This window comes from Streptomyces nymphaeiformis (genome assembly GCF_014203895.1).
GTDB classification, from domain to species: domain Bacteria; phylum Actinomycetota; class Actinomycetes; order Streptomycetales; family Streptomycetaceae; genus Streptomyces; species Streptomyces nymphaeiformis.
The window spans coordinates 1,152,870-1,179,197 of the sequence record NZ_JACHJY010000001.1; the positions used below are offsets into that span (position 1 = coordinate 1,152,870).

Below are 26,328 nucleotides of genomic sequence, written 5' to 3' on the forward strand. Positions count from 1 at the left end.
CGTCAGCGTCGCGGGCCGCCGTGATCGGGTTCGTACGGCGGGATGTTCCGGCCCGGCTGCCAGTGCGGGCCCTGGTGGATGTGGTGCAGCACCACTACGAGATCGACCGTGACCACCAGGAACAGCACCCCGCAGGCCGCCGCCCAGCCGGGGCGCTCCACCAGGGCGAACACGGTCGTGCCGAAGGCCGCCCAGAGCAGCCCCCACATGCTCAGCCAGAACCTTAGGCGCAGCGCGCTGCGCGCGTTCTCAGGCTCGTTCCCGGTACGCATGACGGTCGCATCTCCCCTCGGAACCCCGAGGCCACTTCCAGCATGTACCCAGGGTGGGGGAAACGGAACGGCCGCCAGGAGGCACGGGCGGCTCAGTGGACGATGCTGTAGCTGCGCCAGGGCAGGGTGCCCGGGGCGATCCAGTTCGCGGAGTTGGTGGCCACGTAGGTGGAGTTCTCGCCCTTACAGTCGCGGGTCCGGTACATGATGATGTCGGTCAGGGCGTTGTTCTCGACCCTGGTCACGCCCGAGGGCGCCAGGCGGTGGCAGCCCTTCACCAAGGGACTCGTCACGGTCACCACGAACCTGTGCTGCGTCTCGGACTTGATCGTGCCCACGGCGGTGCGGCCGAGGCCCGAGCAGCCGGCGACGGCGAGGGTGAGGAGCACGGCCCCGGTGGCGGTCGTGAGACGCCGGCGAACGGACATGGCGGATCCTCTTCTGTCGTGTCGTTTCAGGCCACCATGCCGTCCCCCGGCGACCGCCGGCATCCTGTGCTGGGCCGTCCGGGGGAACCGGCCGAAGCCCGTTGTCAGACCCCACCCGTAAGGTCGGAGGTCCGGTCGGGGAACGACACACAGGGGGAGGGAGACAGAGCCGTGGCACACACCTGGACGACCAGCGCCGCCGTCTTCCTGCCGGCCGCCCTTCCCCGCGAGGGCCGGGTCGCCTTCTGGGCCCCCGACGGCGGCGCGCTCCCGGACCCGGAGGCGAGCGGGGCCGAGCGGATCGAGCTGACCGTCGCCCGGCGCCACGGCAGCGGCGCCCGGGGCCGCTCCGTGCCCGCCGTGACCCTGCCCGTCGAGGCCGCCCTGCCGCACCTCGTCGCGGCCCGCCACCACCCGGCCGCGCACCCCGCCACCGCCGGCTGGGGCGCCGCCGCCCTCCACGCCCTGCACCTGGCCGCGCGCGGGCGGATGCTGCCGGGGCTGACCGCCGACGACCTGGACGCATGGCGCGCCGGGCCCCTGGACGCCGAGGACATCGCCCATCTGCGGGCCGTCGCCGCCGCCCTGCCGTACGAGGGGTACGCGGTGCCGGTGCCGGGGCGCGGTCCGCTGCGGCTGCCCGAGCCCGAGGCCCTCGTGCGCGCCTTCCTCGACGCCGTCGCCGACGTCCTGCCCCGCACCCCGGCCGCCGCCCACGCGGTCGGGGCGCCGTTCGCGGCGCGCGCCCCGCAGCACCTGCCCCGCGCGCGTGCCTGGGCCGCCGAGGCGGCGGCCGGGATGGACGCCGGGGTGCGGGTCTCGCTCCGCCTCGACCTCTCGCCGTACGAACTCTTCGACAGTACGGACACCCCGGACGCCATGAGCGGCGCGGGGGAGGGCGGGGAGCGGCACGCCGCCGCCGCGCTCCTCCAGATCCACAGCCTCGCCGACCCCACCCTCGTCATCGACGCCGCGGACCTGTGGGCGGGGGAAGGCGAGCACTTCGGGCCCCGCGCCCGGATCGACGCCGTCCTCGCCCTGCGCCGGGCCGCCCGCGTCTGGCCCCCGCTCTCCCGGCTCCTGGAGCGGGACGTGCCCGACGTCCTCGCCGTCACCGAGGACGAGCTGTACGAACTGCTCGGCCCGGCCGCGGCCCGGCTCGCCGACGCCGGGGTCGCCCTCCACTGGCCGCGCGAACTCGCCCGCTCGCTCAGCGCCTCCGCCGTCGTCCGCCCCGCCCAGGCCGCGCCCGGCTCCGCCACCGACGGCACCTCCTTCTTCGACAGCGAGGAGCTCCTGCGGTTCAACTGGCAGCTGGCCCTCGACGGCGATCCGCTCACCGAGCGCGAGATGGACCTCCTGGCCGAGGCCCACCGGCCGATCGTGCGCCTCCGCGACCAGTGGGTCGTCGTCGACCCCGCGCTCGTCCGCAAGGCCCGCAAGCGCGAACTCGGCCTGCTCGAACCGGTCGACGCCCTCGCCGCCGCGCTCACCGGCACCGCCGAGGTGGACGGCGAGTCCGTCCCCGCCGTCCCCGTCGGGGCCCTCGCCGCGCTCCGCGACCGGCTCCTGGCCGGCCCCGAGGACGTGCAGGCCCCGCCCGGCCTCACCGCGACCCTGCGCGACTACCAGCTCCGCGGCCTCGCCTGGCTGGACCTGATGACCTCCCTCGGCCTCGGCGGCTGCCTCGCCGACGACATGGGACTCGGCAAGACCGTCACCCTCATCGCCCTCCACCTCCGCCGCGCCCGCCGCGCCCCCACCCTCGTCGTCTGTCCGGCCTCCCTCCTCGGGAACTGGCAGCGCGAGGTACGGAGGTTCGCCCCCGACGTGCCCGTCCGGCGCTTCCACGGCACGGACCGGGACCTCGGCGGCACCGAGGGCGGCTTCGTCCTCACCACCTACGGCACCCTGCGCACCAGCGCCGCCCGGCTGGCCGAGCGGGAGTGGGGGATGGTCGTCGCCGACGAGGCGCAGCACGTCAAGAACCCGTTCTCCGCGACCGCCAAGGCGCTCCGCGAGATCCCCGCGCCCGCCAGGGTCGCCCTCACCGGCACCCCCGTGGAGAACAACCTCTCCGAGCTCTGGGCGCTCCTCGACTGGACCACCCCCGGGCTCCTCGGCCCGCTCAAGGCCTTCCGCTCCCGGCACGCGCGGGCCGTGGAGAACCACGAGGAGATCGAGCACGAGGAGGCCGTCGAGCGGCTCGCCCGGCTCGTGCGGCCCTTCCTGCTGCGCCGCCGCAAGTCCGACCCCGGCATCGTCCCCGAGCTCCCGCCGAAGACCGAGTCCGACCATCCCGTCGCCCTCACCCGGGAGCAGGCCTCGCTCTACGAGGCGGTCGTCCGCGAGACCATGACGCGGATCGAGGGAGCCGAGGGCATGGCCCGCCGCGGCCTCGTCATGAGCCTGCTCACCTCCCTCAAGCAGATCTGCAACCACCCCGCGCAGTACCTCAAGGAGCAGGCCCCGCGCGGCAGCGGCACCGCCCGGCTCGCCGGCCGCTCCGGGAAGCTCGCCCTGCTCGACGAGCTCCTCGACACGATCCTCGCGGAGGACGGGTCCGTGCTCGTCTTCACCCAGTACGTGTCGATGGCGCGGCTCCTCGCCGACCACCTGGCCGCGCGCGGCATCCCCGCCCAACTCCTGCACGGCGGCACCCCGGTGGCCGAGCGGGAGCGGATGGTCGACCGCTTCCAGGCCGGCGAGGTCCCCGTCTTCCTGCTCTCCCTGAAGGCCGCCGGCACCGGCCTCAACCTCACCCGGGCCGGCCACGTCGTGCACTACGACCGCTGGTGGAACCCGGCCGTCGAGGAGCAGGCCACCGACCGGGCCTACCGCATCGGGCAGACCCAGCCGGTGCAGGTCCACCGGCTCGTCGCCGAGGGCACCGTCGAGGACCGCATCGCCGAGATGCTCCGCGCCAAACGGGCCCTGGCCGACGCCGTCCTCGGCTCCGGCGAGGCCGCCCTCACCGAACTCACCGACCGGGAGCTCGCCGACCTGGTGTCCCTCAGGAGGCCCTCGTGAACCACGCCAGGGGCGCACGGGGCGCACGGGGCGCCGCTCCCCGCCACGACGACCGCCGCCGCACCTTCCCGCAGCTCGCGCCGCGGTCGGCCCCCGACGGCCGGTTCGCCGCCACCTGGTGGGGGAACGCCTGGGTCACGGCCCTGGAGAACACCGCCCTCGACCCGGCCCGGCTCGCGCGCGGCAAGGCGTACGCGGGGCGCGGCCACGTCGACGCGATCACGGTCGCCCCCGGCCGGGTCGTCGCCTACGTCCACGGCACCCGGCCCCGCCCGTACCGCACCGAGATCAGGATGCGGACCCTCGGCGACGACGGCTGGGAGCGGTTCCTCGACGAGGCCGCCGCCCGCCCCGACCACATCGCCGCCCTCCTCGACAAGGACGTGCCGCACGCCCTGGAGGCGGTCACCGGACTGCTGCCCGCACCGGGTGACCTCGTCCCCGACTGCTCCTGCCCGGACGACGGTTACCCCTGCAAGCACGCCGCAGCCCTCTGCTACCAGGCCGCCCGCCTCCTCGACGAGGACCCGTTCGTCCTCTTCCTGATGCGCGGTCGCGGCGAGCAGGAGCTCCTCGCCGAGCTGACCCGGCGGAACGCCGCCCAGGCCGCGGCCGAGGCGGGCGCCGCCGCCCCGCCGATGCCCACGGTCCCCGCGCGCATCGCGCTCGACGCGGCCACCGGGCCGGGGCTCCCGCCGCTGCCGCCCGAGCTGCCCGTCCCGGACCGGCCCGGCCGTCCGGCGGTCTTCCCGCCGGACCCCGACGCCCCCGATCCGCTCGCCCTCGACCTCCTCGCCACCGAAGCGGCCGCCCGCGCCCACGTCTTCCTCGCCACCGGCCACGACCCGGTCGCCGCGCTCACCCCCTGGCAGGACGCGGTCCGGCTGGCCGCCGCGCACCCCGGCTCCGGACTCACCGCCTCGTCGCGCGCGCTCTACCGCGACCTGGCCCACGCCCTGGACCGCACCCCCACGGACCTCGCCCGCGCCGTCGCCGCCTGGCGCCAGGGCGGCGCCGCGGGCCTCGCCGTCCTGGAGGAGCCCTGGGATCCGCCGGCCGGTCCGTTCGACCGGGCCAGACCCGCGCTGCTCGCCGCCGACTTCCCCGCCTTCCGCCCCTGGCGCAACCGGCTCTCGGGGGAGTCCCTCCAGCTCCGGCTCGGCAGGGACGGTCTCTGGTACGGGTACGAGTCGGACGCCGGCCGCGAGGACTGGTGGCCGCGCGGCGCCCCCGACCCGGACCCGGTGGGCGCCCTCACCGATCTCCTCGGTCGTTGAAGGGCGTTGAAGAGCGAGGGAGAGTGAGGGAGAACACGGAACGGAGTCGAGAGGCGCTGGCGGGCGTCGACCGGAGTTGACCCGACACTCGAACGGATTCCCACTCGATGGGGTGAAACCCGTCAACGGCCGGATCCGGCACGCACGTTTGTCGCGTTGATTCCGGTACGGGCACTTGCCCGTGCACACCTCCGGAAGGCAGGAAGCCATGAGGCAGATTCGCCGAAGTGGTCTGGCCACACTGTTGGTCACGGGCGGCGCGCTCGCCCTCTCGGCGGGCGCCGCGCACGCCGACGCCGGCGCCCAGGGCGCCGCGGTCGGTTCGCCGGGAGTCGGTTCCGGCAACACGATTCAGCTGCCGGTGCACGCGCCGGTCAACGCCTGCGGCAACACGGTCAGCGTCGTCGGGCTGCTCAACCCGGCCTTCGGCAACAGCTGTGCCAACCGCTCCGCCGAGCACGGGACCGGGGGCTACGGGGACGAGGGCGGCGGCGTCCGTTCCCACAAGGACCAGCCCGCCACCCCGCGCGGCGGCGAGCAGGCCGGCGGCTCCCAGAGCGGCTCCTCGCACGGCGGCTCCTCCAACGGCGGCTCCTCCAACGGCGGCTCCTCCAACGGCGGTGGGGCCACCGCCGAGACCCACGCCGGAGGATCCCCGGGCGTGCTCTCCGGGAACGGCCTCCAGCTGCCCGTCGACCTCCCCGCGAACGTCAGCGGGAACTCGGTCAACGTGGTCGGCATCCTCAACCCGGTCTTCGGCAACACCTCGGTGAACGGCCCGGCCAAGCCCCAGCAGCCGATCGAGACGCCGACGCCGCGCCCGCAGACCCCCGTGCGGAACGTGCCGGTGCCGCAGGCCGAGACCGTGACCCCCGCCGCCCCGGCCCCCGCGCCGCAGGGCGAGGCGAGCACGGCCTCGCTGGCCAGCACGGGTTCGGTCGCCATGGGCTACACCGGTGCCGCGAGCGCCGCGCTGCTCCTCGGCGGCGCCGTGCTGTACCGCCGTGGACGCCGCGGCGGCGACCAGGCCTGAGAACCGGGCCCCGGCGGCCCGGTCGACGTGGGCCGACGCCCGAGCCGTCAGCCGCGTTCCCGGTCGCCGGCGGTCCCGACGTCCTGGCGCCAGGTCCGGAGCACCGCCTCGATGGCGGGCGCGATCCTCGTCCGGGCCTGGTGCCGGGGGACCCCCTGCATCAGCAGGGAGTCGTACGGCGTGTCGACGTGCCGTACGGAGGCTCGTACCGCGGCGGTGACCGCGCCGCGGTCGAGCGAGCGGCCCGCGGCCGTGCGCCCCACCCGTCCGCTGCCCTTCGTCGAGGCGTGGACGGCGATCTCCGTGGCCCGGTCCACCGGGCAGGACGGGAAGAGCCGCAGGATCTCCGCCAGGAGGACCGCGGTGATCTCGGCGTCGAGGGCCGCCCGCCGCACCGCGTCCCGGGCCCGTCGCGCGGCCCGCGCGTCGGCGTCCGCCAGGCAGGCCCGTTCCGCCTCGGCGAGGGCGGCCTCCTCGACGAGCAGGCCCTGACGCTCGTACCGGGTGCGGCGCCGGTTGTGCCGTACGACCACGGCCCAGAGCGTGCTGGCCTCCCGGGCGCGGCGGGTGAGCGCCGTGTCGCCCCGGCGGAGGAAGACCAGGTGGCCGAGGTCGGCGCAGTCCAGACAGACCGGCGCGTTGAACTCGACGATCATCCGTTCCAGCGGCCCCCGGTGGCATTCCGAGCAGCGGCGGCGCCGGAGCGGCTCGACGACGACGGGCGCGACGAGGTCCACGGCGGGTCCCCGCTCAGCGGACGCCGGGCGCGGCGGCGGCGATGAACACGGCGAGCGCCTCCTTGGCCTGCTCGGAGCGGAGGGCGCGGTCCGTCTCGTCGACGGCCTCGTGCATGCAGTGGGACTCCACGAAGGCCGCCTCGGCGAGGCGCCGGATCTCCGGGTCGTCGCAGACCAACTGGACGCGGAAGAGGGCCTGTCGGGCGGCGGTGCGCTGCCGGTAGGAGGCGTGGCGGGACTCCTCCGCCTCCTCCGAGCCCGGATGCGAACGGGCCCGGAACCAGCGGTCGTTCTGGCTGTGCCGGTAGTCGACGACCGCGCCCGCGAAGGCGCTGTACGTCTCGATCCGCTCCTGACGGAGCTGTTCGTTGCGGGCGAGCGCGGCCGTGCGCTCGGTGGTCCGCGCCTGGAACCAGTGCGTGAAGATCACGCCCAGCAGCGTTCCCGCCACGGCTATCAGCGCCGCATCCATGACCGGCCGCCCTCCCGTTTCCCTCAGCCGTCAGAGGCCTTCAGACCCGTAGATCATGACAGCACGGGGGGCCGGACGTCACTGCCGGTAGCCGCTCAGGAAGCGGCCGATGCGGCTGACGGCGGCGTCGAGGTCGTCGGCGTACGGCAGGGTCAGGATGCGGAAGTGGTCCGGCCGCGGCCAGTTGAAGCCGGTGCCCTGGACGACCTGGATCTTCTCCCGGAGCAGCAGGTCGAGGACGAACTTCTCGTCGTCGTGGATCCTGTGCACGGCGGGGTCGAGGCGCGGGAAGGCGTACAGCGCGCCCTTCGGCTTCACGCAGGAGACGCCGGGGATCTCGTTGAGCTTCTCCCAGGCCCGGTCGCGCTGTTCGCGCAGCCTGCCGCCCGGGGCGCACAGCTCGTGGATCGACTGCCGGCCGCCGAGCGCGGCCTGGATGGCGTACTGGGCGGGGGCGTTGGGGCAGAGCCGCATGGAGGCCAGCATCGTGAGGCCCTCCAGGTAGTTCTTCGCGTGCTGCTTCGGGCCGGTGACGACCAGCCAGCCGGAGCGGAAGCCCGCGACCCGGTAGGTCTTGGAGAGGCCGCCGAAGGTGAGGACGACCACGTCGGGGGCGAGGGAGGCGGCCGGGTAGTGGACGGCCTCGTCGTAGACGATCTGGTCGTAGATCTCGTCGGCGAAGACCATGAGGTTGTGGCGGCGGGCGAGGTCGAGGATGCCCTCGACGATCTCCTTCGGATAGACCGCGCCGGTGGGGTTGTTGGGGTTGATGACGACGAGGGCCCGGGTCCGGTCGGTGATCTTCGACGCCATGTCGTCGAGGTCCGGGTACCAGTCGGCCGACTCGTCGCACAGGTAGTGCACGGGCTTTCCGCCGGCGAGCGTCACGACCGCGGTCCACAACGGGTAGTCGGGGGCCGGGATCAGGACCTCGTCGCCGTCCTCCAGGAGGGCCTGGGTGGCCATCGAGATGAGTTCGGAGACGCCGTTGCCGAGGTAGACGTCGTCGACGTCGACGTCCGGCAGGCCCATCGACTGGTAGCGCTGGGCGACGGCGCGGCGGGCGGAGAGGATGCCGCGGGAGTCGGTGTAGCCGTGGGCCTTGGGGAGCATCCGGATCATGTCCTGGACGATCTCCTCGGGCGCCTCGAAGCCGAAGAGCGCGGGGTTGCCGGTGTTGAGGCGCAGGACGCTGTGGCCCGCCTCCTCCAGGGCGTTGGCCTGCTCGATGACCGGGCCGCGGATCTCGTAGCAGACCTCGCTCAGCTTGCTCGACTGCCGGAACTCCATGTGCCGACCTCCCCAGAATTGTTGATGCTTGGTTTTACCAAGTTCGAGCTTGGAAAGTCCAACAACATGTCTAGACTGCGTCGCATGCCACGTCAGCCACGCCGCCGCAGCTACGACCAGCACTGCGCCGCCGCGCGCGCCCTCGACCTCGTCGGCGACCGCTGGACCCTGCTCGTCGTCCGCGAACTCCTCGCCGGGCCGCGCCGCTACACCGACCTCCACGCCGACCTGCCCGGCGTCAGCACCGACATGCTCGCCGGCCGCCTCAAGGACATGGAGGGCGCCGAGCTCGTCACCCGGCGCAGGCTGCCCCCGCCCGCCTCGGCGTACGTGTACGAACTCACCCCGCGCGGACGCGAGCTGCTGCCCGTCCTGCGCACCCTCGCCGCCTGGGGCGCGCCCGAGCTCGGGGAGCCGCGTCCCACCGACGCCGTCCGCGCCCACTGGTACGCGATCCCGCTGCTCGGGGCGCTCGCGGAACTCGGCGCGGGGGTCGTCCAGGTGACCCTCGACGAAGGCGAGTTCCACGTACGGATCGGGGTCGACGGGAGCGTGTCCCACGGCGACGGCGGGGTGGACGCCCCCGACGCCCGCTTGCGGACCGACTCCTCGACCTGCCGGGCCCTCGCAGCGGGGGAGCTGACCCTGGACGCGGCGGTGGCGTCGGGCCGCGCCACGCTGGAGCGGGCCACGTCGGTGGTCGCGCGGGCCTGAGGTCAGGTCACGACTGCGCGGCCAGCGCCCTCGCCAGGCGGTCGCGGGCCGCCGTCTGGGCCGCGATGCGCGCGTCGATCACGGCGAGGCGCTCGCGGGCGATCTCCAGGGCGCGGGCGGACGGCGGGACCGCCGAGACGTCGCCGTCGAGGCAGGTGCGGAACGCCGACACGTCGTCCAGCGTGAACCCCGCGTCGAGGAGGTACCGGATGTTCGACACCCGCGCGACGGCGATCTCCTCGTACACCCGGTACCCGTTGGCCGCGCGGACCGACGCGATCAGCCCCGCCTGCTCGTAGTGCCGCAGCGCGCGGGCCGACACACCGGTCCGCCGGGCCAGTTCACCGATGCGCAAGGACGCCACCTCCTCGCGCAGTCGTATCACGACACCAGCGCGCCCCCGTCGACGGGCAGGACGGTGCCGGTCAGGAAGGCGGCGTCCGGAGCGGCGAGCGCGGTGATCGCCCAGGCGACCTCCTCGGGCCTGCCGACCCGTCCCAGCGGGGTGTGCGCGAGCTGCCACGCCCGCACCGCCTTCCGCTGCTCGGGGGTGAGGCCCATGTGCTCCGCGATCGGGGTCTCGATCGCCCCGGGCGCGACCGCGACGACCCGGACGCCGGCCGGCGCGAGCTCCACCGCCCAGCAGCGGGTCAGCGTCTCCAGGGCGCTCTTGGTCGCCGGATACACGGAGTTGGCCGGCCAGCCGCGCTGGCCGATCGTCGTCGTCACGTTCACCACGACGCCCCGGGACTCCCGGAGCGCGGGCACGGCCGCCTGGGTGAGCAGGACGGGGGCGACGAGGTTCGTCTCCAGGAGCGGGGCGATCACGGAGCGGTCGAGGGTGCCCAGCGGGCCGCCCGCGGAGATCCCGGCGTTGTTGACGAGGACGTCGAGACGGCCGTGGGCCGTCAGCGAGGCACGGACGATCTCCTCGGCCGCGCCCTCCGCCGTGATGTCGGCGGCGAACGGGTGGATGCCCGGGTGTCCCTCGGCGGTCTCCCGCAGCGGCTCCTCCCGGCGGCCGACGGCGACGACCGTCGCCCCCTGCGCGGCGAAGGAGCGCGCGGTGGCCCGGCCGATGCCGGTGCCCGCGCCGGTGACGACGACGACCCTGGTGGGTGTGGTGGTGTCCATGGCGCCGATGCTCGAACCCTGACGCCAGTGACAAGGTCAAGTCCGGCTCACCGCCCGGGGCTGAGGAACTCCAGCCGGTTGCCGTGGCAGTCGGCGACGTAGAAGCGACGGTGGCCCGGGAAGTCGTCGTCCCACGTCACCTCGACCCCCTGGCCGGTCAGCCGCCCGGCCAGGCCGTCCAGGTCGGCGACCAGGATGCCCGGGTGCCCCTTGCGGGCCGGCCGGAAGTCCTCCTCGACGCCCAGATGGATCTCCAGCGCGTCCGAGCGGACCCACAGGCCGCCGCGCGCCGCGAGGACCGGCGGCTTCCGGATCTCGGTCATGCCGAGCACGTCCACGTAGAATCGGCGGCACACCTCCTCCTCGCCCGGCGGCAGGGACAGCTGCACGTGGTGCAGCCCGAGGCCGAAGGGCGTCGTCGTCCCCGTGGTCTCGTAGGGCAGGGGTTCCTGACGCCGGCTCATGGGAAGCGAGTCCTCTCCTCCGCGGGGTGCCGTGCGGTCGCGCGGCCAGGTCACCGTAATGCCGGGGGTGTCGGCCGGTACACGTCAGGGGCAGCGACGGGCAGGATGAGCGGGATGCGATACGAGGCGATCACCTGGGACCGGCTGGCGGAGGAACTCGCCGGCCACCTCGACGCGTCCCCCGCCGCCGCGGGGGACGACTGGCTCAAGGTGGGCATCGACGGGCCGCCCGCAGCGCCCGGCGGCGAACTCGCCGGACTCCTCGCCGAGGCGCTGCGCACGCGCGGGCGGGCGGTCCAGGTCGTGGGGACCGGCGGCTTCCTGCGGCCGGCGTCCCTCCGGTACGAGTACGGGAGGCAGGACCCCGACGCGTACTACAGCGGGTGGACCGACACCGGGGCCCTGTGGCGGGAGGTCTTCGGGCCGCTGGACCCCGGAGGCACCGGGCGGGTGCTGCCCGACCTGTGGGACCCGGTCAGGGACCGCGCGACCCGCAGCCCGTACGTCACGCTGCCACCGCGCGGCGTGCTCGTGCTGCACGGCCCCTTCCTGCTCGGCCACTGGTTCCCCTTCGACCTCACCGTGCACCTGCGCCTCTCGCCCGGCGCACTCGTCCGGCGCACGGAGGAGTCCTGGACCCTGCCCGCCTTCGCCCGGTACGAGATGGAGGTCGGCCCCACGGACTTGGCAGACGCCGTCGTACGCGCCGACGACCCGCGGCACCCGGCCTGGACGGGATTCCGGGCGTAGGGCCGTCTGCTTCTACGGCTCCGCCAGGCCCTCCGGTCTCCCTCCCACCACCGTGACCGCTTCCGCGCCCGCGCGGCAGCCCGCCTCCGCGGCACGCACCGGGTCCGCGCCGGCCAGTCGCGCCGCCAGGAACGCCCCCGTGAACGCGTCGCCCGCGCCCGTCGAGTCCACCGGCCGCACCGGGGGCGCCGGAACCCGCGCCGTGACCGCCCCGCCCTCGGCGACCAGCGCGCCCGCGGCCCCGAGGGTGACCACGACCAGCGGGAAACGCCGGCTCAACTCCGCGGCGGCCGCCTCCGGTTCGCCGCACCCGGTGAGCGAGCGGGCCTCGTCGGCGTTGGGCAGCAGCGTCTCGGCGCCCTCCGCCGCCGCGAGGAACCGGTCCGCCCCCAGCTCCGCCAGGAACCCCGCCGAGGCCGGGTCCACGCTCACCGGGACCCCCGCGTCCCGCGCGTCCCGCAGCGCCCGGCAGGCCGTCTCACGGCTCGGCGCGGCGAAGAACAGGTACCCCGAGAGGTGCAGCCGGGCCACGCCGTCGAGCAGTCCCGCGGACCAGTCGGCGGGGGAGAGGCGCAGCGCGGCGCCGCTGTCCGTCAGGAAGGTGCGCTCCGCCGAGCCGTCCACGAGCGCGATCACCGTGGCCGTCGCCGCGTCCGGGTCCTGGACGAGCAGCGGCCGCACCCCCGCCCCGCGCAGCGCCCGCTCGTGCCAGCCGGCCGCGTCCGTCCCCACCCGGCCGAGCAGCCGCACCGCACCCGCGCCCGAACGCGCCGCCCAGCAGGCCGCGTTGGCCCCGGCACCGCCCGGCAGGGTCCGGATCTCCGCCGCCGTGTCCGTGGCGGGGGAGAGCGGGGTCCGGTGCCGGGCGACGACGTCCGTGACCACGTCCCCGACGACGAGCAGCGCGCCCCCGGCCCGGCTCACCGGCCGTCTGCGCCGGCCGCCGCAGCGCGGTGCGACCCGGGACCGCGCGAACCCGGCCCCACGGCCGCCGCACCGCCCGCCGCCGCACCGCCGGGCCCTCTCCCCGACGCGTACGCGCCCGCGACGGCCGCCGCGAGCCGCACATTGCCGCGTACCGCCGCGAGGTTGGCCTCCAGGGACGCTCCCCCCGTGTGCACCATCAGGTATTCGAGGAGGAACGGCGTCACCGCCTGCCCGGTGATCCCCTTCTCCTTCGCCGCCGCCAGGCCCCCCGCGAGCACCCGGTCGTGCAGCGCGGGATCCAACTGCTCGGCCTCCGGCACCGGGTTGGCCACGACGAGCGCGGCCCGGGGGCCGTCCAGGTGGTCCTGCGCCCGTATCACCCCCGCCACCTCCTCCGGGGTGCGCAGGGTCCAGTCGACCGGTTCGCCCGAGGAGGAGAGGTAGAAGCCGGGGAAGTGCTCCGTGCCGTACCCGACGACCGTCACCCCCAGGGTCTCCAGGCGCTGGAGCGTCGCGGGCACGTCGAGGATCGACTTGACCCCGGCGCACACCACGGTGATCCCGACCCGGGCGAGCAGCCGCAGGTCGGCGGATTCGTCCTGCGTCTCGCGCCACTCGCGGTGCACGCCGCCGAGCCCGCCCGTCGCGAACACCCGTATGCAGGCCGCGTCCGCCAGCCAGGCCGTCGCCGAGACGGTCGTCGCCCCGGTCGCGCCGGTCGCCAGGGCCGGGGCCAGGTCGCGGTGGCCCAGCTTCCGCACCGACGGGTCCTCGGCGATCCGGGTCAGGGCCGCCTCGTCGAGCCCGACTCTGGCCGTGCCGTCGATCACCGCGATCGTGGCGGGGACGGCGCCCCCGGCCCGTACCGACTCCTCCAGCTCCGCCGCGACGGCGAGGTTGCGCGGGCGGGGCAGGCCGTGGGCGATGAGCGTCGATTCCAGCGCGACGACGGGCCGGCCCTCGTGGAGCGCCTCCCGCACCTCTTCGGACACCTGTGTGGACATGTTCCATTCCTTGGCGCGAGCACCGGCCCCGCAAACCTCGTCGGCGAGCTCCCGCCACCCGCCGGGGGCGCCTGCGGAATCCGTGACGGGAGGCCGCACGGCAGTGGCGGGGACGGCCGCGGCACCCTTGGGACGCTGGGACGGAGGCCAGGTGCGGATTCCGTCGCCGTCGCGGGTCCTCGGCATCGTGCCTGGTGGGGGCCGAAACGGAGGCCGTTCTTCCATCCAATCCCGGCCTTGGAGGCCCTTCGGGGCCCCGCTACAGTCACCGCCCATGACCACTCATGACCTCCCCTCCTTCGCCGTGCACATCCCCGACGCGGAGCTCGAAGTCGAGCCCCTCGACCCCTCCCAGATCGTCTCCGGCACCCCCGAGGTGACGGGCAAGGTGCTGTGGGAGTCGGCCGACGGCAAGCAGCTGCGCGGCATCTGGCAGATCACGCCCGGCGTCGTCACCGACACCGAGGCCAACGAGCTCTTCGTGGTCGTCTCCGGGCGCGCGACCGTCGCCGTCGAGGGCGGAGACACCCTGGAGATCGGCCCCGGTGACGCGTGCGTGCTGCGCGAGGGCGACCGGACGACCTGGACCGTGCACGAGACCCTGCGCAAGGCGTACCACATCAGCCTCTGAGGGCCCTGAAGTCGCGCCGAGCGGCGGGGCGTTGGAGCTGTTGGGAGTCTGGTAGGAAACCTTCCTGTCCGCTATCCTCCCGGGCAGCGGCTCGGCGCGGCGCCCCACCCGAGGGGCGTGACGCGCTCAGCGAGAGCTCTGACCCGGCCGCCGAGCACCACCCCGCCGCGTGGCGCCCGAATCGCCACCCGGCCGGCCGCCCGTGTCCGTCCCCCACGGCACGGGCGCCCCGGCCCGCGCTCCCGCGGCCGGTCCGTGGTGCGCCGCACCGGTGTCCAGCTCTCGCCACCCCTCAGGCCAGGGAGCCCGGGTATGCGCCTGTTCGCCTCCGCCCCACCTCGCCGCACCACCGACCGACCGCCCCTCGTCCTCGCCGCCGTGCTGCTGCTCGTCGTAGGACTCCTGCTCGTCCTCCCGGACCGGGCCGGAGCGGCCGCCGACACCCTGATCTCCCAGGGCAGGCCGGCCACGTCCTCCTCCGTCGAGGACTCCACCTTCGGCCCGGAGAAGGCCTTCGACGGCCTCTCCACCACCCGCTGGGCCAGCGCCGAAGGCTCCGACCCGCAGTGGATCCGCGTCGACCTCGGCCCCTCGGCCACCGTCTCCCGCGTCAAGCTCGTCTGGGAGGCCGCCTACGCCAAGGCCTACCGCGTCGAGATCTCCGCCGACGGCACCACCTGGACCCGGCTCGCCACCGAGACCGCGGGCAACGGCGGCACCGACGACTGGACCGGACTCACCGGCACCGGCCGCCACCTGCGCGTCTACGGGACCGCGCGCGGCACCTCGTACGGCTACTCGCTCTACACGGTGGAGGTCTACGGCACCACCTCCACCACACCCCCGCCCACCGGCGCCTTCACCGTCGTCGCGGCCGGCGACATCGCCGCCCAGTGCACCGCGTCCAGCAGCTCCTGCGCGCACCCGAAGACCGCCGCGCTCGCCCAGCGGATCGCACCGTCCTTCTACCTGACGATGGGCGACAACCAGTACGACGACGCCCGTCTCTCCGACTTCCGGAACTACTACGACAAGACCTGGGGCGCCTTCAAGGCGCGGACCCGGCCCGTGCCCGGCAACCACGAGTCCTACGACCCCGCCGGCGCGTTCTCCGGCTACAAGTCGTACTTCGGCGCGATCGCCTACCCCCAGGGCAAGCCCTACTACAGCTACGACCAGGGCAACTGGCACTTCGTCGCCCTCGACTCCAACAGCTTCGACGACGCCGCGCAGATCCAGTGGCTCAAGGACGACCTCGCGCGGAACACCAAGGGCTGCCTCGCCGCCTACTTCCACCACCCGCTGTACTCCTCCGGCGGCCACGGCAACGACCCCGTCTCCAGGCCCGTCTGGCAGATCCTGTACGGCGCCAAGGCCGACCTCGTCCTCAACGGGCACGACCACCACTACGAGCGCTTCGCCCCGCAGGACCCCGACGGACGGGCCACCGCCGACGGCATCGTCGAGATCGTCGGCGGCATGGGCGGCGCCGAGCCCTACCCCATCGAGACGGTCCAGCCGAACAGCCAGAAGCGGATCAGCGGCACGTACGGCGTCCTCAAGCTGGACCTCACCGACACCACCTACACCTGGCAGTACGTCGGCACCGACGACCAGGTCAAGGACTCCGGCCCGACCTACACCTGCCACTGATGTACCTCGCGACCACCGGTCGCCGCGACGCGCCGCCCCGCCCCACCGGGGCCCGGCGGCGCGTCCCCGGCACCGTCCTCGCCCTCGGCGCGGTCAGCCTCGTCACCGACGTCTCCTCGGAGATGGTGACCGCCGTCCTGCCGCTCTACCTGGTCCTCGGACTCGGCCTCTCCCCGCTCCAGTTCGGACTCCTCGACGGCCTCACCACCGGCGCCACCGCGCTCGTACGGCTCCTCGGCGGCGCCGGCGCCGACCGGGGCGGCCGCCACAAACAGGTCGCCGGACTCGGCTACGCCCTCTCCGCCTGCTCCCGGCTCGGCCTCCTCCTCGCCGGCGGGGCGACCGGCTGGATCGCGGGCGCCCTCGCCGCCGACCGGCTCGGCAAGGGCGTCCGCACCGCCCCGCGCGACGCGCTCATCACCCTGCACAGCCCGCCCGAGGACCTCGGCCGCGCCTTCGGCGTCCACCGCGCCATGGACACCACCGGCGCCCTCCTCGGCCCCCTCGCCGCCTTCGCCCTGCTGTGGGCGACGGCCGACGCGTACGACGCCGTCTTCGCCGTCAGCGCGTGTGCCGGGGCCTTCGGCGTCCTGCTGTGGCTGCTCCTCGTCCCGGGGCGGAACGCGGGCCCCGGGCGGCTCCGAGACTCCGGGCGGCCGCGCGCCCCAGAGGCGCAGGACCCCGATGGGCCGCCGGGCGCCCGGCGGGAGGCCCCGGCTGCGGCGGCACGCGCGGGTGGCGGACTCCTCGCCGTCCCGCGCTCGCCCGCGTACCGCCGGATCGTGCTCGCCGCCGTCCTCCTCGGCGCCGCCACCGTCGGCGACTCCTTCCTCTACCTGCTGCTCCAGCGGCGGCTCGACCTCGACGCCACCTGGTTCCCGTTCCTGCCGCTCGGCGCCGCCGCCGTCTATCTGCTGCTCGCCGTCCCGGTCGGCCGCCTCGCCGACCGCCTCGGGCGCCGCCGGCCGCTCCTGTACGGGCACGGGGCCCTGCTCCTCGCCTACGGACTGCTCCTGGCCCCCGTGCCGGGCCCGGCGGCCCTCGCCGGCGTCCTCGGGCTGCTCGGGGTCTTCTACGCCGCCACCGACGGCGTCCTGATGGCCCTCACCGGACCGTTCCTCGCCGAGGGACGGCAGGCCGGCGGCCTCGCGGTCGTCCAGACCGCACAGGCCCTCGCACGGCTCGGCGCCGCCGTCGGCTTCGGCGCCCTCTGGACGGCGAGCGGGCCGGAGACGGCCCTCGTCACGGCGCTCCTGGCCCTCGCGGCGGCCCTGGGCTGCGCCGCCCGTCTGCTGCCGTCCGGGCCGACCCCCGAAGGGACCACGACATGAACACCACCGCCTCCACGCGGGCGCGTGCGGCGATCCTCGTCCTCGCCCTGCTGCTGCTCGGCGGCGGAGCCACCGCCTACACGCTGCGGGCCGCCGGGGGACGGGCCCCGACCGCCGGCACCGCCGCACCCGGCTTCACCCTCGACGGCGGCACCGGGGCGCTGTACGTCCGGGACACCGCGAGCGGGCGCGTCGCGCGCGTGGACCCGGCCGCGCCCGGCGGCCGGGTGGCGGGCGGACCCTCCTGCGACCGCTTCCACGCGGCCGGTTCCACCGCCCTCTGCCTCCAGCGGCGGCCTGGCGTACCGGCCCGCTCGTACGTCCTCGTGCTCGACGGGCGGCTCCGCGAGGTCCGCCGCATCGCCCTGCCCGGCATCCCCAGCCGGGCCAGGGTCTCCGCCTCGGGGCACATGCTGTCCTGGACGATGTTCGCCACCGGCGACTCGTACGCGCGCTCGGCCTTCTCCACCCGCACGTCGATCCTCGACCTGCGCACCGGCTACCTGGTGAAGAGCATCGAGCAGATCCCGCTGACCCTCGACGGCCGCCGCCACCACGCCCCCGACGTCAACTACTGGGGCGTCAGCTTCGCCGCCGACGACAACCGCTTCTACGCCACCGTCTCCACGGGCGGCCGCACGCACCTCGTCGAGGGCGACATGCGGAACTGGTCCGCCCGCACCCTGCGGGAGAACGTCGAATGCCCCTCGCTCTCCCCGGACGGCACCCGGATCGCCTTCAAGAAGCGGGTGTCCGACGGCCCGCGCGAGCCGTGGCGGCTGTACGTGTACGACCTCCGCAGCGGACGCGAGCACCCGGTCGCCGAGCGGCGCGGCATCGACGACCAGGCGCTGTGGACGGACCCGAGGACCCTCGCGTACGGATACGGGGGAGCGGTCTGGTCGGTGCCCGCCGACGGCACGGGCGCCCCGCGGCGGCTGGCCGGCGGGGCCTCGTCCCCGGCGGTGCCGCGCTGAGGCCGCCGGGGCCCGGAGCGGTCCGCTCAGGCCCTGCGGACGGCGCCCCGCAGCGCGAGCGCCGCCATCGGCAGCAGCAGGCACGCGGCGATCGCGTTCAGCGGTCCGTAGCCCGCCTGCGAGACGATCAGGCCCGCCATGAGGCCGCCGACCCCGGCGGCGGTGTTCATGACGAAGTCGGAGAGGCCCTGGACGGCGGCGCGCGCGGCCTGCGGCACCGAGTCGGTGAGCAGCGCCGAACCGGACACGAGCCCCGCCGACCAGCCCAGACCGAGGATGAACAGGCCCAGGGCGGTGCGGCCGTGGGACGCTCCGGCGGTGCCCGCCACGAGCGCGGCCGTACCGATGAGACCCACCGCGAGCCCGATCACCGCGAGCCGGCCGAGCCGGTCGGACAGCCAGCCCATGAGCGGCGAGAAGGCGTACATGCCCGTGATGTGACCGCTGATCACGAGGCCGATCAGCTGGATGTCCGCGCCGTGATGGGTGAGCGCCACCGGTGTCATCGACATGATCGACACCATGGCGGTGTGCGAGCCGGCGATGGTGACCAGGGCGAGCCGGGCCCGCGGCGACTTCCGTACGGCGTCCATCCCGGCCCGCAGCGAGCGGCCCTCCGCCGCCCCGCCCGGTCCGGAGTCCGCCAGCGCGCGGGCGGTGAGCAGCGGGTCCGGGCGCAGCAGCACGGCCACCACGGCGGCCGCGAGGACGAAGACGCCGGCGGCCCAGACGAACGGGCCCGCGGTGGCGGGGATGCCGAGGCCCGCGACGCTCTTCCCGGCGGGCGCGGCGACGTTCGGGCCGAGCACCGCGCCGATCGTGGTCGCCCACACCACCGTGGAGATGGCCCGGGCCCTGCGGTCCGGTTCGGCGAGGTCGGCGGCGGCGAAGCGGGCCGCCAGGTTCGCCGAGGACCCGGCACCGAAGCCGACCAGGCCGACGAGCAGGACGGGGAAGCTGTCGACGACCGCCCCGAGCACCACCACACCGGCGCCGACCGCCGCGACGAGGTACGCGAGGAGGAGTCCCGTCCGGCGCCCGCGCGAGGCCATCAGCGTGGCCAGCGGCATGGCGACCAGTGCGGAACCGGCCACCGAGGCCGTCGAGGCGAGACCGGACAGGGCCTCGGTGCCGCTCACGTCCCTCGCCAGGACGGCGGCGAGGGCGAAGCCGATGGCGATGCCGAGGCCTCCCAGGATCTGGGTGGCGATCAGCGCGGCCTGGATGCGCCGTCGGAGCGCCGGAAGCTCGGCGGGGGTGACGGGAGCGGTCGTCCCGCCGGGTATCTCGTCGGGCACGGTGGCGTCAGGGGCACTGGGGCTGTGGGTCACTTACGTGAGTGTGCCAGCCGTCCCAACTGATGGGAACGCCACCTCTCGCCGAGGGTCCCGAGACGCTCAGAACAGCGGAGCCGGCAGCACGCCCTCCAGCGCGAGGAGCTGCCGCTTCGTCTCCAGGCCGCCCCCGAAGCCGCCGAGCCCGCCGTCGCTCTCCACCACCCGGTGGCAGGGCACGACCACCGGCAGCGGATTGGCGCCCATCGCCGCCCCGACCGCCTGCGCCGCCCCCGGCTGTCCCACACGTCTCGCCAGCTCCCCGTACCCCACGACCGTGCCGTACGGGACGCCCGCCGCCAGCTCGCGCAGCACCTGCCGGTTGAAGCCGGTCGTCAGGCTCCAGTCCAGCGGCAGGTCGAGGTCGTCCGGCTCGCCCGCGAAGTACCGGTCGAGCCGGCGCATCGCCTCCGCGAGCCGGCCCGAGGCGCACTCCACGAGCTCCGCGCCGAGCTGCCCCGCGAGCCGGTCGAGCATCCGCTCCCGCCGAGCCGCGTCGGCGTGGAACTCGACCCGCACGAGCCCCCGCCCGGTCGCGGCGAGGAGGAGCGGCCCGATGGCGCTCTCCACGACCGTCCACTCCACCGTGGCGGCCCGCTCCCGGCGGTCCGGTCCCGCTTCCGCCCCCGTGTCGATGTCCATGCCGCCCACCGTACGACCCGCCACCGACAAGCCGGTCCGGAACGGCACCCGACAACCCGGTCCGGAACGGTCACCTAGATCACGGACCGGTCTCGCTCCGGTCTCGCGAGCGGAAATTCCCCGGTCACATGGTCGCGGGGCCCCCGGCGCGCCATAATCTCGCCCCGGTAGTACTACCCAGCGGTACCGACTGTTTTCGGACGACGTTGCACCAGGGGTGGAGGGCACACGCTCATGCAGGGCACGGTCGACGGATTCAGCTACGGGCTCGTCACGCCGGTGGCCGCCTTTCTCATGGCCTGCCTCGGCGGCGCCCTCGGTCTGAGGTGCACCACCAGATCGCTCCGGCACGACGACACCTTCAAGGCGGGCTGGCTCGCCCTCGGCGCCACCTCGATCGGCACCGGCATCTGGACGATGCACTTCATCGCGATGATGGGCTTCTCCGTCACGCAGGCGCCCATCAACTACGACCGCCCCATCACCTTCGCCAGCCTGGGCGTCGCCGTCCTCATGGTCGGCATCGGCATCTTCATCGTCGGCTACCGCGGGGCGACCACCCTCACGCTGGTCACCGGCGGCACGATCACCGGCCTCGGCGTCGCCACCATGCACTACCTCGGCATGGCCGGTATGCGCTTCCAGGGCCGGATCGAGTACGACACGCTCACCGTGGCGCTCTCCGTGGTCATCGCCGTCGTGGCCGCCACGGCGGCCCTCTGGGCGGCCGTCTCCGTGCATGGATTTCTGGCCAGCCTCGGTGCGAGCCTGGTGATGGGCGTCGCCGTGAGTGGTATGCACTACACCGCCATGGCCGCCGTCAGCGTCCACCTGCACGGCACCGGGGCGACCGGCGGCTCCGGCGACACCGCGACCTCGCTCCTGCTGCCCATGCTGATCGGCCCGGCGGTCTTCCTGATCCTGGCCGCCGTCGTCGTCATGTTCGACCCGCTGCTCGTGATGGGCGACCCGGACTGGCAGCGGCCCGCCCGCATCCCGCACCGCCCCGGCGTGCCCGCCCCGCGCCACGTCCCGTCCTACTACGGCGAGCCCGCCAACTGGACCGCGCGCCCCGCCGGCCGGACCGTCGGACGGGCCGCCCGCAGGACCGTCCCGCGCGGCGGACACCGCTCCCAGGACTGGTGACGGGACACCTCGCGACCGGGCGGTGAGCCGATCGCCGCCCGAGTGTCAGTGCCGGGTCGTACGGTGGTTGCATGCGGCCCGTTTCCAAGATCGAACGTTCGATGGCGCCCTTCGAGGTCGTCAGCGAGTACAAGCCCAGCGGCGACCAGCCGACCGCCATCGCCGACCTCGAGCGGCGCATCCGCGCGGGCGAGAAGGACGTCGTCCTCCTCGGCGCCACCGGCACCGGCAAGTCGGCGACCACCGCGTGGATGATCGAGAAGCTCCAGCGCCCCACCCTGGTGATGGCGCCGAACAAGACGCTGGCCGCCCAGCTGGCGAACGAGTTCCGCGAGCTCCTGCCGAACAACGCGGTGGAGTACTTCGTCTCGTACTACGACTACTACCAGCCCGAGGCGTACGTCCCGCAGTCGGACACGTACATCGAGAAGGACTCCTCGATCAACGAGGAGGTGGAGCGGCTCCGCCACTCCGCGACGAACTCCCTGCTCACCCGCCGGGACGTCGTCGTGGTCGCCTCCGTCTCCTGCATCTACGGCCTGGGCACGCCCCAGGAGTACGTGGACCGGATGGTCCCGCTCAAGGTCGGCGAGGAGATCGACCGCGACCAGCTGCTGCGCCGCTTCGTCGACATCCAGTACACCCGGAACGACCTGGCGTTCACCCGCGGCACCTTCCGGGTGCGCGGCGACACCATCGAGATCTTCCCGGTGTACGAGGAGCTGGCCGTCCGCATCGAGATGTTCGGCGACGAGATCGAGGCCCTCTCCACCCTCCACCCGCTCACCGGCGAGGTCATCAGCGAGGACCGCGAGCTGTACGTCTTCCCCGCCAGCCACTACGTCGCGGGCCCCGAGCGCATGGAGCGGGCGGTCAACGACATCGAGCGCGAGCTGGAGGGCCGCCTCGCCGAGCTCGACAAGCAGGGCAAGCACCTGGAGTCCCAGCGCCTGCGCATGCGCACCACGTACGACATCGAGATGATGCGGCAGATCGGCTCCTGCTCCGGCATCGAGAACTACTCGATGCACTTCGACGGCCGCGACCCCGGCTCCGCGCCCAACACCCTCCTCGACTACTTCCCCGAGGACTTCCTCCTCGTCATCGACGAGTCGCACGTCACCGTGCCGCAGATCGGCGCCATGTACGAGGGCGACGCCTCCCGCAAGCGGACCCTGGTCGACCACGGCTTCCGGCTCCCGTCCGCCCTCGACAACCGCCCGCTGAAGTGGGAGGAGTTCCAGGAGCGGATCGGCCAGACCGTCTACCTCTCCGCCACCCCCGGGACGTACGAACTCTCGCGCGGCGACGGCTTCGTCGAGCAGATCATCCGCCCCACCGGACTCGTCGACCCCGAGGTCGTCGTCAAGCCCACCGAGGGCCAGATCGACGACCTCGTCCACGAGATCCGGCTGCGCGCCGAGCGTGACGAGCGGGTCCTCGTCACCACCCTCACCAAGAAGATGGCCGAGGACCTCACCGACTACTTCCTGGAGCTCGGCATCCAGGTGCGCTACCTGCACAGCGACGTCGACACCCTGCGCCGCATCGAGCTCCTCCGCGAGCTGCGGGCCGGCGAGTACGACGTCCTCGTCGGCATCAACCTCCTCCGCGAGGGCCTCGACCTGCCCGAGGTGTCCCTGGTCGCCATCCTCGACGCCGACAAGCAGGGCTTCCTGCGCTCCGGGACCTCCCTCATCCAGACGATCGGCCGCGCCGCGCGCAACGTGTCGGGCCAGGTCCACATGTACGCCGACAAGATCACCCCGGCGATGGAGAAGGCCATCGACGAGACCAACCGGCGCCGCGAGAAGCAGATCGCGTACAACACGGAGCACGGCATCGACCCGCAGCCGCTCCGCAAGAAGATCAACGACATCGTCGCGACCATCGCGCGCGAGGAGATCGACACCGAGGAACTGCTCGGCACCGGCTACCGGCAGGTGAAGGAGGGCAAGGGCGCGAAGGCCCCCGTGCCCTCGCTCGCCGCGCACGGGCCCGCGGCCCGCGGCAAGGGCGGCAAGGCCGGCTCCACCGTCGAACTCGGCGACCGGCCCGCGACCGAACTGGCCGCGATCATCGAGGAGATGACCGACCGGATGCGCGCGGCGGCGGCCGAGCTGCAGTTCGAGGTGGCGGCCCGGCTCCGCGACGAAGTGGGGGAGCTGAAGAAGGAGTTGCGCCAGATGAAGGAGGCGGGACTCGCCTGACCGGCGAGGGCCGGCGGGCGGTCCGGTGTGTTGCAAGACCGACACAAAACCGGACCGCGCCGCCGCGGTGTCGGTGCCGCTGCGTAGGGTGCTCGACAACCGCACGCACCGGACAGCGGGCGCGGGGAAACGCCAACGAGAGGGGCAGACGCGTGTCGGTCAACATGACCAAGGGCCAGGCCATCAGCCTGGAGAAGCGGGGCGGAGGCAGCCTCAGCCAGGTGCGGATGGGGCTCGGCTGGCAGGCGGCGCCGCGCCGCGGTCTCTTCGGCTCGCGCACCCGGGAGATCGACCTGGACGCCTCGGCCGTCCTCTTCGCCGAGAAGCAGCCGGTCGACGTGGTCTTCTTCCGTCACCTGGTCAGCGACGACGGCTCGGTCAAGCACACCGGCGACAACCTCGTCGGCGGCGCGGGCCAGGGCGGCGACGACGAGGCGATCCTCGTGGACCTGGAGCGGGTGCCGGTCCACATCGACCAGATCGTCTTCACGGTGAACTCCTTCACCGGCCAGACCTTCCAGGAGGTGCAGAACGCCTTCTGCCGGATCGTCGACGAGACGAACGGGCAGGAGCTCGCGCGCTACACCCTCGACGGCGGCGGCAACTACACCGCGCAGATCATGGCGAAGGTGCACCGGGTCGGCTCCGGCTGGCAGATGACGGCCCTGGGCAACCCGGCCAACGGGCGCACCTTCCAGGACCTGATGCCCGCGATCCTGCCGCACCTGTAGAAGGTCCCGGCACGGCACACCCACAGCTCCCGGAGGCGGCAGGCCACCGGGAGCTGTCCGCATGATCCGCACCTGCCTGATCCGCACCTGCCTGATCCGCACCCGTGTGATCCGCACCCGTTGATTCCGCGCATGGAAACACCCGAGGGGACAGAGACGATGACGGCCGAGCTGGTCCGGGGGCAGAACCACCCCCTGCCCGAGACCCGACTGGAGATCCGCGTGTCGGCCGGTCATCCCGTCCTCGCCGGAGCCGCGCTCGGCGACGAGCAGGGCCGGGTCGCGGGCGCGGAGTGGATCGCCCACCCCGGCGCACCCTCCCTCCCCGGTGTCGACGTGCCCGGCGGGACCGCCGCCGACCACCGCCTCGCCGTCGACCTGGACGCGGTCCCCGACGCCGTCCACCGCGTCTCGGTCCTCCTCGCGCTGACCGGCCCGGCCGCCCGCTTCGGCGCCCTCGCCGCCCCGTTCGTCGCGGTCACCGGCCCCGACGGCACCGAGATCGCCAGCTACACCATCACCGGCCTCGACACGGAGTCCGCCGTCGTCGCCCTGGAGCTCTACCGCCGCCAGGGCGCCTGGAAGGTCCGCGCCATGGGGCAGGGGTACGAGGGCGGGCTCGCCGCCCTCCTCGGCGACCAGGGCCTGGAGCGCCCCGCCGATCTCGCCGCCACGATCCTGGCGACGGTGGCCCAGGACTCCGCCCCCGCCGCCCCGTCGCACGTCCCCGAGCCGGAGCGCGTGCTCCACACCGCGCCGCCCACCGCCCCGGACCCGGCACCGGCGCCGCCGCCTCCCACCCCCGCGACGGGCATCGGCACGGGCGGTCCCGTCGACTACTCCCACCCCGGGCGCCGGACGACCCCCGCCCAGGACTCCGCCCCCGCTTCCGAGCCGCGGCAGGCCCCGCCCGTGCCGGTCGCCGGGGACGCCTCGGGCTGGTCGATGGACGAGCGGCTCTACAACCAGGTGTGGGGCATGTTCGAGGACCTGGCCCGCACCGCCGCCGCCTACCGCAGCGCCTGCGACTTCGCGGAGTCCCGGCTCGACCGGGAGCTCGACGAGGCGCTCACCGACTACCGCTCCCGGGCCGGCGGCGCGAACGACGCCGCGCGGGCCGCCGCCCGCGCCCGGCACGACGAGCTCGTGGAGCGCGCCCGGGAGGTGCTCGACCGTGACCTCGCCCAGCTCGCCGCCGAGTCCGAGGTCGTCGAGCCGGCGCTGCCCATCGCCTACGCCCGCTGGGACAACCCCGTCTGGCACGCCTACCGCGTCCCGGCCGAGGAGCCGATGGCCGTCCGCCTCGGCGACCTCCACCTCCCCGAGCGCACCGACCTGAGGATCCCCATGCTCGTCCGGCTGCCCCTCGAGCGCGGGCTGTGGGTGGACTCCGGCCGCGGCCACTCCGAGGCGGCCGGGCTCCTCGACGAGGCCGAGCTGCGGCGGCTCGCCCTGGACTGCGCGGTGGCGCACGCGGCGCGGCTCCTCGCGGCGCACCCGGCCGGAGAGTTCGCCGTCCATCTGATCGACCCGGCGGGCGCGGGCGCCGCGGCCCTCGCGCCCCTCGTGGAGACGGGCGCGGCCGCCCCGCCCGCCCGGGGCGCGGCCGGGGTCTCGGCGGCCCTGGAGCAGCTCACGGAGCGGGTCGACCTGCTCCAGATGGCGCTGCGGAGCGGGGCGACGGACGCGCTGCCGCCCGGCCTGGACACGGCCCGGCAGCTGCTGATCGTGCACGACTTCCCGCACGGCTTCGACGACCGGGCGGTCACCCGGCTGCGGTACCTCGCCGACGAGGGCCCCTCGGTCGGTGTGCATCTGCTGATGGTCGCGGCCCGGGAGGACGCGGCCGCGTACGGGCCGCTGCTCGACCCGTTGTGGCGCTCGCTGCTGCGCCTCACCCCCGTGCCCGACGACCACCTGGCCGATCCGTGGGTCGGTCACGCCTGGTCGTACGAGCCGCCGCTCGTCCCGCCGGGCAGTTCGATCCTGCGTCAGGTCCTGACGCAGGTGGCGTCCGCTCGCCATGGAAAGCAGGCCTGACCTGGCCACTTGGTCCTTCTTTACCCACCCCTTTACCTTCTCTTGGTCTTTCGGGTACTCTTCTTCCTGCGGAGGGGAGTACTCCCCATTGCGCGGCGCAC

At 74.3% G+C, this 26,328-nt stretch carries 25 protein-coding genes; 13 read left to right on the plus strand and 12 right to left on the minus strand.

The genetic code is table 11. From position 1 onward, the window contains the following. Nucleotides 1-2 precede the first annotated feature (2 nt). Complete coding sequence (locus GGE06_RS05135) at nucleotides 3-272, minus strand: DUF6343 family protein (RefSeq protein ID WP_116161569.1); 270 nt, start codon at nucleotides 270-272, stop codon at nucleotides 3-5. A 92-nt stretch (nucleotides 273-364) separates the two neighbouring features. Beyond that, complete coding sequence (locus GGE06_RS05140; RefSeq protein WP_116161570.1) at nucleotides 365-700, minus strand: hypothetical protein; 336 nt, start codon at nucleotides 698-700, stop codon at nucleotides 365-367. 171 nt (nucleotides 701-871) lie between these two features. Between GGE06_RS05140 and GGE06_RS05145 the strand changes: the two genes are divergently transcribed. The 3 genes from GGE06_RS05145 (at nucleotide 872) to GGE06_RS05155 (ending at nucleotide 6,040) form a co-directional block, all read left to right on the plus strand. Then, nucleotides 872-3,730: an SCO1167/SCO6262 family helicase gene (locus GGE06_RS05145; RefSeq protein WP_116161571.1), complete on the plus strand. Its 2,859-nt coding sequence runs from the start codon at nucleotides 872-874 to the stop codon at nucleotides 3,728-3,730. Next, nucleotides 3,727-5,007, plus strand: coding sequence for an SWIM zinc finger family protein (locus tag GGE06_RS05150; RefSeq protein ID WP_116161572.1), 1,281 nt, complete (start codon nucleotides 3,727-3,729; stop codon nucleotides 5,005-5,007). Before GGE06_RS05145 ends, GGE06_RS05150 begins: the two co-directional genes overlap by 4 nt. Nucleotides 5,008-5,215: 208 nt before the next feature. Next, complete coding sequence (locus GGE06_RS05155; protein ID WP_116161573.1) at nucleotides 5,216-6,040, plus strand: chaplin; 825 nt, start codon at nucleotides 5,216-5,218, stop codon at nucleotides 6,038-6,040. Between the two features lie 47 nt (nucleotides 6,041-6,087). On the opposite strand, the gene GGE06_RS05160 is transcribed toward GGE06_RS05155, so the two are convergent. From GGE06_RS05160 to GGE06_RS05170, 3 genes are all read right to left on the minus strand, one after another. Next, nucleotides 6,088-6,777, minus strand: coding sequence for a DUF2293 domain-containing protein (locus tag GGE06_RS05160; protein WP_116161574.1), 690 nt, complete (start codon nucleotides 6,775-6,777; stop codon nucleotides 6,088-6,090). Between the two features lie 13 nt (nucleotides 6,778-6,790). Further along, nucleotides 6,791-7,249: a plasmid transfer protein KilB gene (gene kilB, locus GGE06_RS05165; protein WP_116161575.1), complete on the minus strand. Its 459-nt coding sequence runs from the start codon at nucleotides 7,247-7,249 to the stop codon at nucleotides 6,791-6,793. 78 nt (nucleotides 7,250-7,327) lie between these two features. Beyond that, nucleotides 7,328-8,539, minus strand: a complete 1,212-nt coding sequence (locus tag GGE06_RS05170; RefSeq protein ID WP_116161576.1) for a pyridoxal phosphate-dependent aminotransferase — start codon at nucleotides 8,537-8,539, stop codon at nucleotides 7,328-7,330. 84 nt (nucleotides 8,540-8,623) lie between these two features. Here GGE06_RS05170 and GGE06_RS05175 point away from each other — a divergent pair, with 84 nt between their 5' ends. Continuing rightward, a complete protein-coding gene (locus GGE06_RS05175) occupies nucleotides 8,624-9,253 on the plus strand; it encodes a winged helix-turn-helix transcriptional regulator (RefSeq protein ID WP_184930093.1) in 630 nt (209 codons plus the stop codon). A gap of 7 nt (nucleotides 9,254-9,260) precedes the next feature. Here GGE06_RS05175 and GGE06_RS05180 read toward each other — a convergent pair whose 3' ends face one another. Genes GGE06_RS05180 through GGE06_RS05190 form a run of 3 tightly spaced genes read right to left on the minus strand, consistent with a single transcriptional unit; the run spans nucleotide 9,261 to nucleotide 10,851 of the window. Continuing rightward, nucleotides 9,261-9,608 carry a MerR family transcriptional regulator gene (locus GGE06_RS05180; protein WP_184930094.1) on the minus strand — a complete coding sequence of 116 codons (348 nt, stop codon included), beginning with the start codon at nucleotides 9,606-9,608 and terminating at the stop codon, nucleotides 9,261-9,263. A 26-nt stretch (nucleotides 9,609-9,634) separates the two neighbouring features. Further along, nucleotides 9,635-10,387, minus strand: coding sequence for an SDR family NAD(P)-dependent oxidoreductase (locus GGE06_RS05185; protein ID WP_116161579.1), 753 nt, complete (start codon nucleotides 10,385-10,387; stop codon nucleotides 9,635-9,637). A gap of 47 nt (nucleotides 10,388-10,434) precedes the next feature. Continuing rightward, the gene (locus GGE06_RS05190; protein WP_181924665.1) at nucleotides 10,435-10,851 is read right to left on the minus strand and encodes a VOC family protein; all 417 of its coding nucleotides are present in this window, start codon (nucleotides 10,849-10,851) and stop codon (nucleotides 10,435-10,437) included. A gap of 114 nt (nucleotides 10,852-10,965) precedes the next feature. Between GGE06_RS05190 and GGE06_RS05195 the strand changes: the two genes are divergently transcribed. Then, nucleotides 10,966-11,601 carry a nucleoside/nucleotide kinase family protein gene (locus GGE06_RS05195; protein WP_184930095.1) on the plus strand — a complete coding sequence of 212 codons (636 nt, stop codon included), beginning with the start codon at nucleotides 10,966-10,968 and terminating at the stop codon, nucleotides 11,599-11,601. 12 nt (nucleotides 11,602-11,613) lie between these two features. On the opposite strand, the gene GGE06_RS05200 is transcribed toward GGE06_RS05195, so the two are convergent. Continuing rightward, a complete protein-coding gene (locus tag GGE06_RS05200; protein ID WP_116161581.1) occupies nucleotides 11,614-12,525 on the minus strand; it encodes a carbohydrate kinase family protein in 912 nt (303 codons plus the stop codon). Beyond that, nucleotides 12,522-13,532, minus strand: coding sequence for a pseudouridine-5'-phosphate glycosidase (locus tag GGE06_RS05205; RefSeq protein WP_184930096.1), 1,011 nt, complete (start codon nucleotides 13,530-13,532; stop codon nucleotides 12,522-12,524). The genes GGE06_RS05200 and GGE06_RS05205 overlap by 4 nt, the downstream gene beginning before the upstream one ends. 274 nt (nucleotides 13,533-13,806) lie before the next feature. Here GGE06_RS05205 and GGE06_RS05210 point away from each other — a divergent pair, with 274 nt between their 5' ends. The 4 genes from GGE06_RS05210 to GGE06_RS05225 all read left to right on the plus strand — a co-directional run bounded on the left by GGE06_RS05210 (nucleotide 13,807) and on the right by GGE06_RS05225 (nucleotide 18,124). Further along, nucleotides 13,807-14,163: a cupin domain-containing protein gene (locus GGE06_RS05210; RefSeq protein ID WP_116161583.1), complete on the plus strand. Its 357-nt coding sequence runs from the start codon at nucleotides 13,807-13,809 to the stop codon at nucleotides 14,161-14,163. A gap of 312 nt (nucleotides 14,164-14,475) precedes the next feature. Continuing rightward, nucleotides 14,476-15,816: a discoidin domain-containing protein gene (locus GGE06_RS05215; protein ID WP_116161584.1), complete on the plus strand. Its 1,341-nt coding sequence runs from the start codon at nucleotides 14,476-14,478 to the stop codon at nucleotides 15,814-15,816. Further along, nucleotides 15,816-17,147, plus strand: a complete 1,332-nt coding sequence (locus GGE06_RS05220) for an MFS transporter (RefSeq protein WP_184930097.1) — start codon at nucleotides 15,816-15,818, stop codon at nucleotides 17,145-17,147. The genes GGE06_RS05215 and GGE06_RS05220 overlap by 1 nt, the downstream gene beginning before the upstream one ends. Continuing rightward, nucleotides 17,144-18,124, plus strand: a complete 981-nt coding sequence (locus GGE06_RS05225) for a TolB family protein (protein ID WP_184930098.1) — start codon at nucleotides 17,144-17,146, stop codon at nucleotides 18,122-18,124. Before GGE06_RS05220 ends, GGE06_RS05225 begins: the two co-directional genes overlap by 4 nt. A 26-nt stretch (nucleotides 18,125-18,150) precedes the next feature. Here GGE06_RS05225 and GGE06_RS05230 read toward each other — a convergent pair whose 3' ends face one another. Both GGE06_RS05230 and GGE06_RS05235 read right to left on the minus strand, forming a co-directional pair. Next, entirely contained in the window at nucleotides 18,151-19,455 is a 1,305-nt protein-coding gene (locus tag GGE06_RS05230) for an MFS transporter (protein WP_116161587.1), read from the minus strand. A 66-nt stretch (nucleotides 19,456-19,521) separates the two neighbouring features. After that, complete coding sequence (locus GGE06_RS05235) at nucleotides 19,522-20,100, minus strand: methylated-DNA--[protein]-cysteine S-methyltransferase (RefSeq protein WP_116161588.1); 579 nt, start codon at nucleotides 20,098-20,100, stop codon at nucleotides 19,522-19,524. 234 nt (nucleotides 20,101-20,334) lie between these two features. On the opposite strand from GGE06_RS05235, the gene GGE06_RS05240 reads away from it, so the two are divergent. The 4 genes from GGE06_RS05240 to GGE06_RS05255 all read left to right on the plus strand — a co-directional run bounded on the left by GGE06_RS05240 (nucleotide 20,335) and on the right by GGE06_RS05255 (nucleotide 26,227). Continuing rightward, complete coding sequence (locus tag GGE06_RS05240) at nucleotides 20,335-21,246, plus strand: MHYT domain-containing protein (protein WP_184930099.1); 912 nt, start codon at nucleotides 20,335-20,337, stop codon at nucleotides 21,244-21,246. 71 nt (nucleotides 21,247-21,317) lie between these two features. Continuing rightward, the gene (uvrB, locus tag GGE06_RS05245) at nucleotides 21,318-23,456 is read left to right on the plus strand and encodes an excinuclease ABC subunit UvrB (RefSeq protein WP_184930100.1); all 2,139 of its coding nucleotides are present in this window, start codon (nucleotides 21,318-21,320) and stop codon (nucleotides 23,454-23,456) included. Between the two features lie 152 nt (nucleotides 23,457-23,608). Beyond that, on the plus strand, nucleotides 23,609-24,187 hold the full coding sequence (locus GGE06_RS05250) for a TerD family protein (RefSeq protein WP_041128672.1): 579 nt from the start codon (nucleotides 23,609-23,611) through the stop codon (nucleotides 24,185-24,187). A gap of 159 nt (nucleotides 24,188-24,346) precedes the next feature. After that, nucleotides 24,347-26,227, plus strand: a complete 1,881-nt coding sequence (locus GGE06_RS05255; RefSeq protein ID WP_184930182.1) for a TerD family protein — start codon at nucleotides 24,347-24,349, stop codon at nucleotides 26,225-26,227. The last annotated feature ends 101 nt before the right edge of the window (nucleotides 26,228-26,328 follow it).

Excerpts from the sequence above, each read along its gene's own strand:
- GGE06_RS05135 (WP_116161569.1), bottom strand. The coding sequence starts at position 272 with ATGCGTACCGGGAACGAGCCTGAGAACGCGCGCAGCGCGCTGCGCCTA.
- GGE06_RS05140 (WP_116161570.1), bottom strand. The coding sequence starts at position 700 with ATGTCCGTTCGCCGGCGTCTCACGACCGCCACCGGGGCCGTGCTCCTC.
- GGE06_RS05155 (WP_116161573.1), top strand. The coding sequence starts at position 5,216 with ATGAGGCAGATTCGCCGAAGTGGTCTGGCCACACTGTTGGTCACGGGC.
- kilB (WP_116161575.1), bottom strand. The coding sequence starts at position 7,249 with ATGGATGCGGCGCTGATAGCCGTGGCGGGAACGCTGCTGGGCGTGATC.
- GGE06_RS05170 (WP_116161576.1), bottom strand. The coding sequence starts at position 8,539 with ATGGAGTTCCGGCAGTCGAGCAAGCTGAGCGAGGTCTGCTACGAGATC.
- GGE06_RS05175 (WP_184930093.1), top strand. The coding sequence starts at position 8,624 with ATGCCACGTCAGCCACGCCGCCGCAGCTACGACCAGCACTGCGCCGCC.
- GGE06_RS05185 (WP_116161579.1), bottom strand. The coding sequence starts at position 10,387 with ATGGACACCACCACACCCACCAGGGTCGTCGTCGTCACCGGCGCGGGC.
- GGE06_RS05190 (WP_181924665.1), bottom strand. The coding sequence starts at position 10,851 with ATGAGCCGGCGTCAGGAACCCCTGCCCTACGAGACCACGGGGACGACG.
- GGE06_RS05195 (WP_184930095.1), top strand. The coding sequence starts at position 10,966 with ATGCGATACGAGGCGATCACCTGGGACCGGCTGGCGGAGGAACTCGCC.
- GGE06_RS05205 (WP_184930096.1), bottom strand. The coding sequence starts at position 13,532 with ATGTCCACACAGGTGTCCGAAGAGGTGCGGGAGGCGCTCCACGAGGGC.
- GGE06_RS05210 (WP_116161583.1), top strand. The coding sequence starts at position 13,807 with ATGACCACTCATGACCTCCCCTCCTTCGCCGTGCACATCCCCGACGCG.
- GGE06_RS05215 (WP_116161584.1), top strand. The coding sequence starts at position 14,476 with ATGCGCCTGTTCGCCTCCGCCCCACCTCGCCGCACCACCGACCGACCG.
- GGE06_RS05220 (WP_184930097.1), top strand. The coding sequence starts at position 15,816 with ATGTACCTCGCGACCACCGGTCGCCGCGACGCGCCGCCCCGCCCCACC.
- GGE06_RS05225 (WP_184930098.1), top strand. The coding sequence starts at position 17,144 with ATGAACACCACCGCCTCCACGCGGGCGCGTGCGGCGATCCTCGTCCTC.
- GGE06_RS05235 (WP_116161588.1), bottom strand. The coding sequence starts at position 20,100 with ATGGACATCGACACGGGGGCGGAAGCGGGACCGGACCGCCGGGAGCGG.
- GGE06_RS05240 (WP_184930099.1), top strand. The coding sequence starts at position 20,335 with ATGCAGGGCACGGTCGACGGATTCAGCTACGGGCTCGTCACGCCGGTG.
- uvrB (WP_184930100.1), top strand. The coding sequence starts at position 21,318 with ATGCGGCCCGTTTCCAAGATCGAACGTTCGATGGCGCCCTTCGAGGTC.
- GGE06_RS05255 (WP_184930182.1), top strand. The coding sequence starts at position 24,347 with ATGACGGCCGAGCTGGTCCGGGGGCAGAACCACCCCCTGCCCGAGACC.